Source organism: Acinetobacter sp. YH12156 (assembly GCF_013418235.1).
GTDB classification, from domain to species: Bacteria; Pseudomonadota; Gammaproteobacteria; order Pseudomonadales; family Moraxellaceae; genus Acinetobacter; species Acinetobacter pseudolwoffii.
Genome location: NZ_VPCL01000010.1, coordinates 35,420 through 49,175, shown reverse-complemented (window position 1 = coordinate 49,175; position 13,756 = coordinate 35,420). Strand labels below are relative to the sequence as shown.

Here is a 13,756-nt window from a genome sequence, read left to right as displayed (position 1 = left end):
CGTCATCGACTGGAAAAATCACTTTTAAACTTTTAGAAAGCAAAATTATGAACAAAAATAACAATACCGAAAATATGATTGACCTAAAAGGGGTGTTATTTTCCTTGTTTGCGCAATGGAAACTTATCCTCGTATGTGCCTTGCTCAGCGTGCTTGCTGTCCTGCTCTATTTACGCACTGCAGCGATTAATTATAAGGTCGATGCCATCGTCCAGGTCGAAGAAAGTAGAGGTGCCTCAGCTGCTTTATTGGGTAACCTTTCAAGTGTCATTGGGCAAATGTCTTCATCTAATGCTGAAGTTGAGGTATTAAAATCACGCAATATTCTGGAATCAGTAATTAATCGCTTAAATTTAGATCTTCAGATTACCAGTACTGAAGACACTTTTGTTAAGCGACTATTTCAAGGGGTAAATTATCAAACCGAATATCAACCTGAAACTGTGCGCTTTAAAGAGGGTCAAAAAAGCTTCGACATTCGACAGTTTGAAGTTCCTGCCACCTATTTGGATAAAAATCTGCTACTGCAATTTCAACAACAGGGCTTTAGTCTGATCAATCCTGTGACAGAAGAAACTATTTTCAAGGGTGCACTGAACCAGCCAGTACAATTCAAGACTGCGCAGGGCGACTGGAAAATCGCGATCTTTACTCAGGATCAGCTAGATAGCAGTTATCAGGTGCAAAAGCTCTCTTTACCTTCAGCGATTGATTCTATTCTTGCCAATTATTCAATTGTAGAAAAAGGCGAACTTAGCGGGATTTTGCAGCTTCGCTATCAAGGTCATGACAAACAGCACATCACCAAAGTTCTGAATACTATTTTGGCAATTTATAGCCAAAATAATATTACCCGTCGTTCGGCAGAAACTGCTCAGACCCTCGCTTTCTTGGATGCTCAATTACCGGATTTAAGAAAACAGCTGGATGATGCAGAGCGGGTCTTTAACCAATTCCGTCAACAGCATAATACTGTCGACATCACCCGGGAGTCAGAATTATATTTAAATCAGAGTGTGACTTTAGAAACACAACGAGCTCTACTCGAACAGAGACAGGCGGAAATAGGCGCCAAATATGCAGCAGCACATCCGACCATGCGAGAAGTTACTGCTCAACTTCGTGTGATTAATGGCAAGATTCGTGAGCTCAATACCACACTTAAAAATCTTCCAGAAATACAACGCCAGTATTTACAACTGTCTCGTGAAGTCGAAGTCAAACAACAACTGTATACCAATTTGGTCAATTCCTACCAACAACTGCGAATTGCCAAAGCCGGCGAGATTGGCAATGTACATGTTATTGATACTGCGCTTGAACCGATTGACGTGATTAAACAGAAACAGCCATTAATTCTGTTCTTAACTTTTTGCTTCGGTACTTTCTTGGGAATTCTGGTGGCATTATTCCGCAATATGTTCCGTTCTGGAGTGAAAGATAGTAGCCAAATAGAATACCAGCTGGATCTTCCCGTCTATGCCAATATTGCACACTCCCCTGTTCAGAAACCGGGGCTGAAACTGCTGAAAAAGAAAAAACTGCCTTTCTTATTAGCCCTTAAACATAGTGATGATATGGCGATCGAAAGCTTGCGCAGCATCCGGACAGCAAGTCATTTCGCTCTGTCTCAGGCCAAAAACAATATTATTATGATCTCGGGTCCAGCGCCTAGAGTTGGAAAATCATTTGTTTCCAGCAATCTGGCAGTCATCATGGCAGAAAAACATAAACGCGTATTGATCATTGATGCGGACTTGCGTCGTGGTCATATACACAAATATTTTGATTTGGATAATCAATATGGATTAACTGAATACCTGAATGAGCAAATTACCTTGGAACAGATGGTGCAAAGCACCAATGTAGCAAACCTCAGCGTCATCACCTGTGGTGAAAATCCAGTCAATCCATCCGAACTTCTCAATTCGGTACGGTTTCAGGAATTACTGCAACACCTGACGCCACACTATGATCATATTATAATTGATACGCCTCCTGTCCTGGCGGTCACGGATGCGATCATCGTGTCCCGATATGTCGGACTCAATCTGGTGGTGGCCCGCTATGCAAAAACACAAATGAAGGAATTGGCACTGACAGTGAACCGTTTTAAACAAGCGGGAAGTACCGTAAATGGCTTTATCCTGAATGATATCCAGCGTTCAGCAGGTGGTAGTTATAGCTATGATTATACTTATAGCTATAAAACCGAAACAAAAACCAGTTGATCTTTTTGAATAAAAAAACCAGCCATTGCTGGTTTTTTTATTTTTTTAAAGCTCTACCAAACTGCGATATTTGCTTGCTAAAAAACCACCCATTCTGCAAGATTTCTCAAAATTTTCTGCTAAGATGGAATGAACCTCAACGATAACATTAGATTGGAATAATACATGAGCAAGGCCTTACCGATTGCTGTCGCTGTTCTTCTAGGCGGTGCCGCGCTAGTACCTGTTTACTATGCAACTCAAAACCCAGCTGCTCAAACGACTAAAGCATCTAAAGATGCCTCTGCTGTTTCTAAAATCAGCTATGCTCTCGGTTATGAAGTGGCTCATCAAACCCCACCTGAACTCGATATTAATAGCTTTGTGACAGGCGTACGTGAAGGACATGCGCGTACTGAACCGGCGTATACTGAAGAAGAATTACAGGCAGCTTACGAACAGTTCCAGAAAGAAATGCAGCAAAAGCAACTCGATAGCACTAAACAGGCACAAGCATCGAGTGACAGTTTCCTGACAGAAAATGCCAAAAAAGCGGGTGTAAAAACCACAGCTTCCGGTTTGCAATACCTAGTGACTAAAGAAGGCACGGGCAAACAGCCAGCTGCTTCTTCAATCGTGAAAGTCCATTACACCGGCAAACTGGTGGATGGTACTGTATTTGACAGTTCGGTTGAACGTGGCGAGCCGATTGAGTTTCCACTCAATCAAGTGATTCCAGGCTGGACTGAAGGTCTGCAACTGATGAAAGAAGGCGGTAAAGCGACCCTGTATATCCCATCTCAACTTGGTTATGGTGAACAAGGCGTGCCAGGGACGATTCCTCCACACAGTACTTTGATTTTTGATGTGGAACTCATTGAAGTCAAATAATCTATAAATAAGGAGAGCAATGCGCTCTCCTTTATTTTGAGAATAAATATGAAAATACAAATAAGCTTGATGGTTTTACTGCTAAGTTCTGGCAATCTGCTTGCCAAAGATGTGACCAATAAAAGCCCGGAAGCTGAACAGGTCGGTTATAGCTTTGGTTATCTGATGGGAAAAAGTAATGCCGACTCTTTGCAAGGGATTGATCTGGATGCTTTCAGTGCCGGTTTAAAAGCTGCTGCTGCCGGAAAACAATCCACTTTAACTGAAGAAGACATGGCTCGAGTGCTGACCCAGTTTAAACGTCAAAGTGAAGCCAAAGAGCTGATTGAATTAAAACAAAAAGCTGAAGAAAACACCAAAATCGGTCAGGCTTTTCTGACAGAAAATGCCAAAAAAGCAGGGATAAAAACGACTAAATCTGGCCTGCAATATCAGATTCTTCAGCAAGGCAAAGGCAAATCGCCAAAAGCCGATAGCAATGTCCGCGTACATTATGAAGGCCGTTTGATTGATGGCACGGTTTTTGACAGTTCAATTGCCCGTAATCAGCCTGTGGTCTTCCGTACCACCCAAGTGATTACCGGTTGGACTGAAGGCCTGCAACTGATGAAAGAAGGTGCCAAATACCGCTTCTTCATTCCTGCAGAACTGGCCTATGGACAAATTGGTTCAGGTGATGTGATTGAGCCAAACAGTACCTTAATTTTTGATGTGGAATTACTGGAAATTATGAAGTAATCAATACTGTTTTTTTAAATATTCAATCAGAGAGGCGCGATAGCGGCCTCTCTTTTTTATATGGATGAAGCATAATTAATCGAATGTTTTCATGTCACATTCAGATCAGTTTTGCTATGTTATATGTTAATTAAACGGTTCAACAAGAATAGAGGACGTCAGCATGGCAGCAATCAAGACCCGTGAAATTCATTATACTGCGCCGGATGGTAGCGCATTGATTGGCTATTTTGCCGCTCCAGAAACAGATACACCCCTTGCAGGTGTGCTGGTCGCACCAGAATGGTGGGGTCGTAATGAATATACCGAACAGCGTGCTCGCGAACTTGCAGAACATGGCTATGCGGCCTTGGCGATTGACATGTATGGTGACAAAAAAGTGACCACCCATTCTGATCAGGCCTACCAGTGGATGATGCAGACCTTTGAAGATCCGGACACCATCGTTGATCGTGCGACAGCAGCTTTAAATACCTTGGCAGCACAGGATGAAGTCAATGCAGAGAAACTTGCTGCCATCGGTTTTTGTTACGGCGGTAAAGTAGTGCTGGATCTGGCGCGTGCCAATGCCCCTTTAAAAGTAGTGACCACCTTCCACGGGACACTTGCTGCCAAAGCACCGGCTCAAGAAGGTCAAGTTCAGGCCGAAATTCTAGTCTTGCACGGTGAGCTAGACAGCATGGTCACCTTAGATGATGTCGCCAGTTTCCGTGAAGAAATGCATGCGGCCAACGTCGAGCATGAGGTGATTGTCTTTGAAGATGCCAAACATGGCTTTAGCAACCCGCTCGCCGACGAACGGGCCAAAGCCAATGGCGTGGATCTTGGTTACAATGCTGAAGCGGAACAAAAAAGCTTGGCGGCGATGTATGCCTTATTGGAACGTCATTTGGCTTAAATAGATATAAGTGCTCGACTTGAAATCAAGCTGAGCACTTTAAAGAATCATTGAAGAAAAGAACGATAAATCCTACCAGAGGAGAATGCTGACTATGGCTGAAACCAACTGCCCTTACTGTAACTATGACGAATATGATGTCATTGCCAAAAATGATTATGGTGTGGTGCTGCCTGAACCGAATTCATTATCCGAAGGTCACTGTGTGATTATTCCATTGCGGCATGTGGCCTCGTTTTTCGAAGTGACGGACAAAGAACGTAAAAGCCTGATGTCTTTGCTCGAACAGGCACGTAATGAGCTCCATTTACGTTACCAGCCCGCCGGTTTCCATGTCGGTTTTATTGATGGTGAGGTATTTCAGGAAAAGGTCGAACATCTGCATATTCATATTATTCCGCGCTATAAAGACAAAGTGTTGAAGCTGGATGAACGCTGGGGGATTAGCGACTAAATCTTTGCTGTTTTAAAATAAATGCTCTTCGGAGCATTTATTGTTTGTGTTATTAAGCCGATATCCATACACACTACTCCGCAGTTTTTATCTACTTTTCACATTTCAAGCCTACCGATTCCGCTATAATGGCTGCTGCTTATTCGGTTGCTATTTATCCATGTTTGTATTTTCAGATGCCCTGTTAGAATGGTTTGATGTGCATGGTCGTCATGACTTGCCCTGGCAGGTGACAGATGATCCCTACAAAGTCTGGGTCTCTGAAATCATGTTGCAACAAACCCAGGTCAAAACTGTGCTGCAATATTATGAACGCTTTATCCAGCGTTTTCCCACTGTACAGGACTTGGGTCAAGCCTCTTGGGATGAGGTCGCACCGTACTGGGCAGGACTGGGCTATTATGCTCGTGCCCGTAACCTGCACAAAGCTGCCGGCATGGTGACAGCACAGCAGCAGTTTCCCCAAACTCTGGAACAATGGATTGCCTTGCCGGGGATCGGCCGTTCCACCGCTGGTGCCTTAATGTCACTGGGTTTACGCCAATACGGCGTGATCATGGATGGCAATGTCAAACGGGTCTTGTCGCGTTTCTTCGCGATTGAAGATGATCTGTCCAAACCTATCCATGAACGTGCCTTATGGCAACTGGCCGAAGAATTATGTCCGGTCGAACGTAATCATGACTATACCCAGGCGATTATGGATCTCGGTGCTACGGTCTGCACTCCGAAAAAACCTCTGTGCCTATACTGTCCGATGCAGCAACATTGCAAAGCGCATCAGCAAGGTCTGGAAAATGAATTACCATTCAAGAAAGCCAAAAAACCGGTGCCAGTGCGCTCAGCACAGGTCTTGCTGATTCAGTCCGGTGAAGAATGGCTCTGGCAACAACGACCGAACAGTGGCCTGTGGGGCGGACTCTGGTGCTTGCCGATTATTGAAAATGCCCATGAATTCGAACAGCAATGTCAGCAGCTTGGCCTGAAAAATATCCTCAAAAAAGTCCAGATCAGCCACAGTTTCACCCACTTCACCTGGCAGCTTGAAGCAATCGTTTTCGCAGTGGATCAGGATCAGCAGGAACATCTGGCAATTGAACTGCAAGGCAACTGGATGCGTCCAGAGACAGCCATTGATTGCGGTCTGCCGACAGCAATGAAAAAATTGATCTCTGCCGTTAACCTATGACATAGTCTGGACAAAGCATCATATCGATCAGCTCAGAATGAGCATTGCCAATATTTAAGGATGAATAACGTGCGCCAATACCTTGCTTTGACCTGGGTGGCTTTGATTGCCATATTACTGACCGCCTGTAGCAGTACGCCGAAACAACCTTCTTCTGCACAGTTAAATCCGCTACTGGTACAAAAACTGCAAAATAAGCGAATGCCTTCTTCACTGCCCATCCCGGTGGCACGTGTACAGGCACGTGAATTACAGGATACTTGGGGGGCGTCGCGCAGTCGCGGACGTTTGCATGAGGGCATTGACATCATGGCTCCACGTGGAACCAAAGTCTTTAGTGCCACAGAAGGTCTGATTGCAGATTTACGCAATAACAATTTGGGTGGTAAAGTAGTCTGGATTCTCGGTCCGGGCGGCTCCTGGCATTATTATGCACATCTGGATGGACATAAACGCGGCCTGAAAGTAGGTGATGCTGTCAAAAAAGGCCAGCTCATCGGCTATGTCGGCAATAGCGGTAATGCCCGACATACTGCACCACATCTGCATTATGGTATTTATTTACAGGGCAAGGGGCGCGGTGTGGTCAACCCCTACCCCTATTTACGTTAATTTTAGGATATTTACATGTCAGAAACGTTGATCAACCGTCTGGTAGAATTTGCTGAATCAGGCAATCAACAAAAAATCGTGCTGAATGGTCAAAGCTACCAGGGCTGGGTGATGGAAATTACCGAAGATGCGCTGCTGATCAGTACCGGTTATACCGACAAAAGTGGTAAAGACATGTGGATTCAATTTAGCGATCTGGATCAGGCTGAACTGTCGTACTGGGACAATCAGCAGGATCAATGGGCTGTGTTTAAATTATAAAACCATAAAAACAAGGAGCATGGCATGACTCTGCAACGCTGTGGCTGGTGCTCCAATGATCCGCTGTATATCACCTATCATGATCAGGAATGGGGACAAGCCCTGCTGGATGAAAATCGCCTGTTTGAAATGCTGTGTCTGGAAGGACAGCAGGCCGGTCTAGCCTGGATTACCGTACTCAGAAAACGTGAAGCGTATCGTGAACATTTTTTTCAATATTCCATTCAGTCGATTGCAGCACTTACAGATCAACAACTCGACCTCAAGCTTAAGGATGCTCGCCTGATCCGTCATCGTGGCAAGCTGCATGCCATTCGCGAGAATGCCCAAGCATGGCTCAAGCTGCAACAGCAAGGCATCAATGTAGGGCAATGGCTCTGGTCTTTTGCCCAGCAACCACGACTGAATAATGATGTTGCGGATTATCATCAGGCAGCGGCACAGACTATCGAAAGCCAGATCATGTCAAAAGCCTTAAAAAAGGCCGGTTTTAAATTTGTCGGACCCACCATTTGCTATGCCTTTATGCAGGCCGTCGGTATGGTCGATGATCACGAAAATCATTGTCACTTTAAAACAAGATCCTCCCATTCAAAGAAGAGCTGAATTTATGTCGAATAATATTATCCACGCTTATGCTGCAATGTCAGCAGGTGCTGCACTCGAACCCTATCAATTCGATGCTGGTGAACTACAGCCACATCAGGTCGAAGTCAAAGTAGAATACTGTGGCCTGTGTCATTCTGATATTTCAGTCCTCAATAATGACTGGGGTTCATCCGTTTATCCGGTCGTGGCTGGACATGAAATTATCGGTATCATCACGCAACTGGGTGGCGAAGCCAAAGGCCTGAAAGTGGGTCAACGGGTTGGCATTGGCTGGACGGCGGAAAGCTGCCAGTATTGTGATCCATGTATTTCAGGTCAGCAGGTACTCTGTACTGGCGGCCAAGTGGCGACTATTGTCGGACATGCCGGTGGTTTCGCCGACAAGGTCCGTGCTGGCTGGCAATGGGTCATTCCTCTGCCTGAAGATCTGGATCCTGAAAGTGCCGGCCCTCTGCTCTGTGGCGGCATTACCGTATTTGATCCAATCCTGAAACATCAGATTCAGGCTATTCATCATGTTGGCGTGATCGGGATTGGGGGTCTGGGTCATATCGCAATTAAACTGCTCAAAGCTTGGGGCTGTGAGATTACGGCTTTCACATCAAATCTGGACAAGACCGATGAGCTGAAAGCCATGGGCGCAGATCATGTGGTGAATAGTCGTGATGTTGCTGCCCTAAAGGCACAGCGTGGCAAGTTCGATTTATTGCTGAGTACGGTCAATGTCACCTTGAACTGGCAGGCTTATCTGGCCACTCTGGCACCGAACGGTACAGTACATATGCTCGGTCTCCCTTTAGAACCGATGCAAATTCCGGCGGGCATGCTGATTGGCGGCGCTAAATCGGTCACCGGCTCACCGACCGGTTCACCTGCGGCACTGCGTCAGTTACTCCAATTTGCCGCACGTAAAAACATTGCGCCACAAATTGAAGTCTTCCCGATGTCACAGCTGAATCAGGCCATTGAACATCTGCATTCCGGTAAAGCCCGCTACCGGATTGTACTTAAAGCGGATTTTGAAGCTTAAACTCTGCCTGTTTCAATCTGTCAAAAAGACCCAGTAATTGGGCAATGCCAGTCAATTAAGGAATTGACTGGCATTTTATTTTTTAAATTCATGATCATACTTGATAGGTAGAAAAGTCATCCGCAACTGTTTGAGACATGAGGTGTATTGCACCGCAAGATTAAAAATGATTGTTTCTGCGACAAATTTACTAGTCGATGGTGGCTGACGAGTTTTGCGGATGAGGAGTGTTGCTCCGCAAGATGCCTTCCTTGCGAAGCTTCGCTTCTCATTTGGGCGAAACAAAAGTAACAAATGATTTACAAGTATTTGATTTAGAATGTTAATACTCCGTCGTGAATGACTAAAAAATTAAAGATTTTACTTATAAACTCCTTAACTGATCAGCATTACAGCAATTGGGTCTTTTTTTTATTGCAGTACTTCAGGCAAAACTGCAAGGCCTGAAGGCTTGGCCAGCTCTGCTTTCATCTTTTGCAACATCTGATACGGCTGCTGCTGTACAAACATATTTACAAAAGTTAAGGGAATCGAGCCTTCCGGATTGGCATAACCATAAGTTGAAACCTTGACCTGATTATTGGCCAGCTTTTGAAAAGTCCAATCCCCTTGATAATCGGTCAAACGTACATAGTTTGGATTTAAGGGATAGCCGGTCTGAATGGCTTTATTCTTGATACTGATTTGTCCATTAGGTTGCTTGATCATCTTGCCCTGCACAATCAGATCACGGTCTTTTAAGGGAAATGGAAAATCCAGCACCATATACAAAGTGAAATCGCCTTTTTTATCATCGCGGGACAAGACCTTGATGCTGCCCATATAGGGCACCCATTGTACTGCATGCTCGATATCCAGAATCAGCGACACGGCATTTTCAATCGGGGCATGGTAGGTGGTTTCAGCTTTATACAGAAAGACCGGGTTTTGCTGGTTCTGATAAGTCCAGACCTTGATATTATTTTTATCAATACTAAGTTTGGTATTCTCGGCCGGCTTTGCCTGCGCAATGGCACCAAGCGCCACTGCACAGAGCAGGAAAATCATTTTTTGCATTTTATTATTCGTCTTATTTTAGTTTTAGATCTTTTTTATAAATGATTTTGACTAGATTTTAAACCTGAATGTCGTTAAAACCCAGCACGTCTTTCATGTCATATTTACGTGCATCACGGCCGACCACCCAGGCAGCAGCACGTACTGCACCGCTGGCAAAGTTCATGCGGTTGGTGGCTTTATGGGTAATTTCCACACGTTCACCATCAGCAATAAACATGGCGGTATGTTCACCGACGATGTCACCACCACGAATGGTCTGGAAACCAATGCTTTGACGCTCACGCGGACCGGTATGACCTTCGCGGCAGTACACAGCGTCTTCTTTCAGGTCACGGCCTAAAGCATCCGCAATCGCTTCACCCCACATAAGTGCAGTACCCGATGGTGCATCCACTTTATGACGGTGATGTGCCTCAATCACTTCGATATCCACCGTATCGCCAAAGACTTTCGATGCCAGTTCAAGCAGTTTAATCGATACGTTCACACCGACTGAATAATTCGCTGCATAAACCACAGGGGTTTCAGCTGCTGATTCATCTAAATAAGCTTTTTGCTCATCATTCATCCCCGTGGTACCAATCACGATGGCAACACCTGCTTCACGGCAAATTTTCAGATGATTGACGGTCGCTGCCGGTGCGGTGAAATCAATCACGACATCACAGTTTTTGACCACCTCTGCAAGACTACCCACCACCTTGACACCGACTGCACCAATCCCGGCAAGTTCGCCCGCATCTGTGCCTAATAGGGTACTTTCAGGGCGTTCTACTGCAGCTGCCAATTGATAACCGGCTTCATGCACAGCCTGAATGAGGATACGCCCCATACGGCCGCCTGCACCCAAGATTCCAATGCGTGGTGTAGCTGACATAACATAGTCCTGATGTTGATCCAAAATTGCTTTTACTATAGCAAAACTGCGGAATAACACTAAGATGCATTGCATAAAAATCAATGAAAAGATATGAAAGGTGTTATGAGCGATTTTTATATATCTAGAATTTTCTGATTAGATTGGCTTTATAAAGTTGTGGAACATTGCTCAAATAGTAAGCGTGGAACGTGAATAATCATAAAAAAAGCCCAATCGGTGAGGATTGGGCTTTTCAATACAACATAAACAACTGAATTAAAACAAATAATTTGAAGCATTTCGTATAAGGTGTATTATGTTAATTTTAGAAAAACTTAAATTTATCTATGAAATTAAAAGTTTATTAAAATAAATATATATATAATTGAATTATATGAAATTAAACTCAATCTAATTTTATATCTCATTCATATCAATTTTTTGATAAATTAGGAAATTTATGAAATTTATATACGGAATAATATGTCACCGTGTTACAACTGCTCTGCAAGTACTCATCGATGAACTATCTAAAAGCCCTAATAGTATTATTTTAATTCACGTAGATAAAAAAAGTGATATAAATCAATTCAAAAAAGAATTAAATAATAAGAGTATTATTTACATTTCTGATAGAGTTGACGTCAGATGGGGTAGCTTCACACAAATTGAAGCTACCCTTAACCTGTTAAATGAAGCTAAAAAATATGATTTTAAATATTTTTCACTTTTATCTGGGGATGATATTTGTGTAAAACCTATTTCCCAAATAGAAGAATTTTTATCGAAATCTAATCAAGAATATATTGGTCATGATAAGTTTACAGATCCAACACCAAGATTAAAAAATATATATCCTTATGATTTTTTATTTAAAAAAAGCACATCAAAATCAATTAATGAAAAATTATTATCAAAATTTATAATGATTCTAATCAATAAAGGTTTATTTAAAAATAAACTTTATCCTCAACTCCCAACTCTATATAAAGGTACACAATGGTTTACCTTAACTTGCGATGCAATATTGTATATTTTTGATTATTTATCAAAAAACCAGAACTATATTCCTGCATTTGAAAAATCTTTTTGTGGAGATGAAGTTTTCTTTCATACAATAATTTATAACTCTCCCTTTAAAGAAAACATAAATTTAAATTATGATTTATCTTCACCAATGATGGCACTAAGATACATTGATTGGAAAACAGGTCCAGATTACCCAAGAACATTAGATAAATCAGACTTCAAGAGAATTAGCTCAAGTAATGCTTTATTTGCTAGAAAGATGAGTCCAGATCTAACTCTGAAGGAATTAAATGAATTTTTAGATCAAAATCGGAATAATCTAGAAACAATTTAACATAAAATTTCTTATACGAAGTTTCAGTGTAAGCCCAAAATAGAAATGTCCGGTTTCTCCAAAGTAAAAATGTCCGCTTTTAGAATATGCACTTTTGCGATTATTGAAGCGGACGGTTTGATATGTTGGTGTCTATGTCGGATAAAGAACTTAAACGATTGTCGGTCTTGCAGGAAATCTGCGATCAACGCATAACTCAGTCCCAGGCTGCTCAGCTACTTCATATTTCAGAACGTCAGATCAGACGCTTACTGCAGAAATACAAAGCTCAAGGCCCAGCTGCATTAGCCCATGCTGGTCGTGGCCAAACCAGCAACTGCAAACTTCCTGAAGAACTCAGACTCAAGTGCCTCAATATTGTTTCGGATCAACTCCATGGTTTCGGACCCACTTTAGCGCATGAAAAGCTCACTACCGTTCATGGATTCGATCTTTCAGTGGAAACCCTGCGTTGCTGGATGATTGCAGCCGATTTATGGATTCCTCGCTCCAAGCGCCTGAAACGCCCATATCAGCCTCGATATAACCGAGATTGTTATGGTGAACTGGTACAAATCGATGGCTCACACCATGACTGGTTTGAAGGAAGAGCCGCTAAATGCTGTCTGCTAGTCTTTATCGATGATGCCACAGGCAAATTGCAGCATTTACGCTTCTGTGAATCAGAATCAGCCTTTGACTATATGATTTCGACACGCTTGTATGTTGAACAGCATGGTAAGCCTTTAGCGTTTTACAGCGACAAACATTCAGTCTTTAGGGTGAATCAAAGCAGCAAGAAAGACAGCAAGATTACCCAGTTTGGACGCGTACTCAGTACCCTCAATATCGATATCATCTTCGCTAACTCCCCTCAGGCCAAAGGACGGGTGGAACGGGCCAACAGAACCCTTCAGGACCGTCTGATTAAGGAGATGCGCCTGGAAGGTATCAGTTCGATTGCAGATGCGAATAAGTGGTTACCCTGCTTTATTGAGCAGTTCAATCTCAAGTTTGCAAAGACGGCCTTTAATCCTAAGAACTTACACCGCTCTGCCACCGAAACAGCTGAGCAATTAGATGATATTTTTACCTGGCGAGAGCCACGTAGAGTCACCAATAGCCTGACCATTACTTATGATAAATGTGTATATCTCCTGGAGAGTACAGAAGAAAACCAGAGGCTGATTGGTAAATATCTTGAGTTTCTAGAATACCCGGATGGTACTGTAGCCATCATGCATGAAGGCCGGAAGATCAATTACAGCATCTTCGATAAATTAAGTCAGCTCAACCAGCGAGAGATTGTTGAGAATAAACGGTTGGGTGCTGTTCTGAATCATATCCAACAACAGCATGAAGAACTGGAACAACAAAACAAACGCAATCGTTCTCAAAAGATGCCAAGCAGACGTGCACAGAAAACAGCAATTCAACAACGAAATCTGAATCCTGTGCTTGACTTGGAAATGTCCATATAGGACATTTCTATTTGGTTATTAGGTAGGACATTTCTACTTGGGAATAACATTCAGTGTTAGAACCCATTTCAAGTACCTAATTCTATTTCTATCATAGTATAAATTTAAAGCACAAAAAAGGAC

The 13,756-nt window shown here is 43.0% G+C and carries 14 protein-coding genes; 12 read left to right on the top strand and 2 right to left on the bottom strand.

The features are described 5' to 3' along the window. The first annotated feature begins 47 nt into the window (after positions 1-47). The 10 genes from FTU87_RS09315 (at position 48) to FTU87_RS09270 (ending at position 8,892) form a co-directional block, all read left to right on the top strand. Positions 48-2,231, top strand: a complete 2,184-nt coding sequence (locus tag FTU87_RS09315) for a polysaccharide biosynthesis tyrosine autokinase (protein WP_180097083.1) — start codon at positions 48-50, stop codon at positions 2,229-2,231. A gap of 165 nt (positions 2,232-2,396) precedes the next feature. After that, positions 2,397-3,101, top strand: coding sequence for an FKBP-type peptidyl-prolyl cis-trans isomerase (locus FTU87_RS09310; protein WP_005094756.1), 705 nt, complete (start codon positions 2,397-2,399; stop codon positions 3,099-3,101). A gap of 48 nt (positions 3,102-3,149) precedes the next feature. Continuing rightward, positions 3,150-3,839: an FKBP-type peptidyl-prolyl cis-trans isomerase gene (locus FTU87_RS09305; RefSeq protein ID WP_005268184.1), complete on the top strand. Its 690-nt coding sequence runs from the start codon at positions 3,150-3,152 to the stop codon at positions 3,837-3,839. A gap of 163 nt (positions 3,840-4,002) precedes the next feature. Continuing rightward, positions 4,003-4,737 (top strand): dienelactone hydrolase family protein, encoded by a 735-nt coding sequence (locus FTU87_RS09300; RefSeq protein ID WP_100355448.1) that lies wholly within the window; start codon positions 4,003-4,005, stop codon positions 4,735-4,737. A 94-nt stretch (positions 4,738-4,831) separates the two neighbouring features. Next, on the top strand, positions 4,832-5,191 hold the full coding sequence (locus tag FTU87_RS09295; protein WP_155861633.1) for an HIT family protein: 360 nt from the start codon (positions 4,832-4,834) through the stop codon (positions 5,189-5,191). 160 nt (positions 5,192-5,351) lie between these two features. Then, on the top strand, positions 5,352-6,380 hold the full coding sequence (gene mutY / locus FTU87_RS09290; protein WP_180040383.1) for an A/G-specific adenine glycosylase: 1,029 nt from the start codon (positions 5,352-5,354) through the stop codon (positions 6,378-6,380). A gap of 69 nt (positions 6,381-6,449) precedes the next feature. Then, complete coding sequence (locus tag FTU87_RS09285; protein ID WP_005173640.1) at positions 6,450-6,992, top strand: M23 family metallopeptidase; 543 nt, start codon at positions 6,450-6,452, stop codon at positions 6,990-6,992. Between the two features lie 15 nt (positions 6,993-7,007). Further along, positions 7,008-7,253, top strand: a complete 246-nt coding sequence (locus tag FTU87_RS09280; protein ID WP_004728896.1) for a hypothetical protein — start codon at positions 7,008-7,010, stop codon at positions 7,251-7,253. Between the two features lie 24 nt (positions 7,254-7,277). Continuing rightward, a complete protein-coding gene (locus tag FTU87_RS09275) occupies positions 7,278-7,859 on the top strand; it encodes a DNA-3-methyladenine glycosylase I (protein ID WP_180097081.1) in 582 nt (193 codons plus the stop codon). 4 nt (positions 7,860-7,863) lie between these two features. Then, positions 7,864-8,892: an NAD(P)-dependent alcohol dehydrogenase gene (locus FTU87_RS09270; protein ID WP_005094772.1), complete on the top strand. Its 1,029-nt coding sequence runs from the start codon at positions 7,864-7,866 to the stop codon at positions 8,890-8,892. 411 nt (positions 8,893-9,303) lie between these two features. Here the strand turns inward: FTU87_RS09270 and FTU87_RS09265 are convergent, their stop codons facing one another. Then, complete coding sequence (locus tag FTU87_RS09265) at positions 9,304-9,948, bottom strand: START domain-containing protein (RefSeq protein ID WP_180097079.1); 645 nt, start codon at positions 9,946-9,948, stop codon at positions 9,304-9,306. A gap of 58 nt (positions 9,949-10,006) precedes the next feature. After that, the gene (dapB, locus tag FTU87_RS09260; protein ID WP_180097077.1) at positions 10,007-10,828 is read right to left on the bottom strand and encodes a 4-hydroxy-tetrahydrodipicolinate reductase; all 822 of its coding nucleotides are present in this window, start codon (positions 10,826-10,828) and stop codon (positions 10,007-10,009) included. A 442-nt stretch (positions 10,829-11,270) separates the two neighbouring features. On the opposite strand from dapB, the gene FTU87_RS09255 reads away from it, so the two are divergent. Continuing rightward, positions 11,271-12,173, top strand: a complete 903-nt coding sequence (locus tag FTU87_RS09255) for a beta-1,6-N-acetylglucosaminyltransferase (RefSeq protein ID WP_180097075.1) — start codon at positions 11,271-11,273, stop codon at positions 12,171-12,173. Between the two features lie 134 nt (positions 12,174-12,307). Beyond that, positions 12,308-13,633, top strand: a complete 1,326-nt coding sequence (locus FTU87_RS09250) for an ISNCY family transposase (RefSeq protein ID WP_180097203.1) — start codon at positions 12,308-12,310, stop codon at positions 13,631-13,633. Positions 13,634-13,756: the final 123 nt, after the last annotated feature.

Excerpts from the sequence above, each read along its gene's own strand:
- FTU87_RS09315 (WP_180097083.1), top strand. The coding sequence starts at position 48 with ATGAACAAAAATAACAATACCGAAAATATGATTGACCTAAAAGGGGTG.
- FTU87_RS09310 (WP_005094756.1), top strand. The coding sequence starts at position 2,397 with ATGAGCAAGGCCTTACCGATTGCTGTCGCTGTTCTTCTAGGCGGTGCC.
- FTU87_RS09305 (WP_005268184.1), top strand. The coding sequence starts at position 3,150 with ATGAAAATACAAATAAGCTTGATGGTTTTACTGCTAAGTTCTGGCAAT.
- FTU87_RS09300 (WP_100355448.1), top strand. The coding sequence starts at position 4,003 with ATGGCAGCAATCAAGACCCGTGAAATTCATTATACTGCGCCGGATGGT.
- FTU87_RS09295 (WP_155861633.1), top strand. The coding sequence starts at position 4,832 with ATGGCTGAAACCAACTGCCCTTACTGTAACTATGACGAATATGATGTC.
- mutY (WP_180040383.1), top strand. The coding sequence starts at position 5,352 with ATGTTTGTATTTTCAGATGCCCTGTTAGAATGGTTTGATGTGCATGGT.
- FTU87_RS09280 (WP_004728896.1), top strand. The coding sequence starts at position 7,008 with ATGTCAGAAACGTTGATCAACCGTCTGGTAGAATTTGCTGAATCAGGC.
- FTU87_RS09275 (WP_180097081.1), top strand. The coding sequence starts at position 7,278 with ATGACTCTGCAACGCTGTGGCTGGTGCTCCAATGATCCGCTGTATATC.
- FTU87_RS09270 (WP_005094772.1), top strand. The coding sequence starts at position 7,864 with ATGTCGAATAATATTATCCACGCTTATGCTGCAATGTCAGCAGGTGCT.
- FTU87_RS09265 (WP_180097079.1), bottom strand. The coding sequence starts at position 9,948 with ATGCAAAAAATGATTTTCCTGCTCTGTGCAGTGGCGCTTGGTGCCATT.
- dapB (WP_180097077.1), bottom strand. The coding sequence starts at position 10,828 with ATGTCAGCTACACCACGCATTGGAATCTTGGGTGCAGGCGGCCGTATG.
- FTU87_RS09255 (WP_180097075.1), top strand. The coding sequence starts at position 11,271 with ATGAAATTTATATACGGAATAATATGTCACCGTGTTACAACTGCTCTG.
- FTU87_RS09250 (WP_180097203.1), top strand. The coding sequence starts at position 12,308 with ATGTCGGATAAAGAACTTAAACGATTGTCGGTCTTGCAGGAAATCTGC.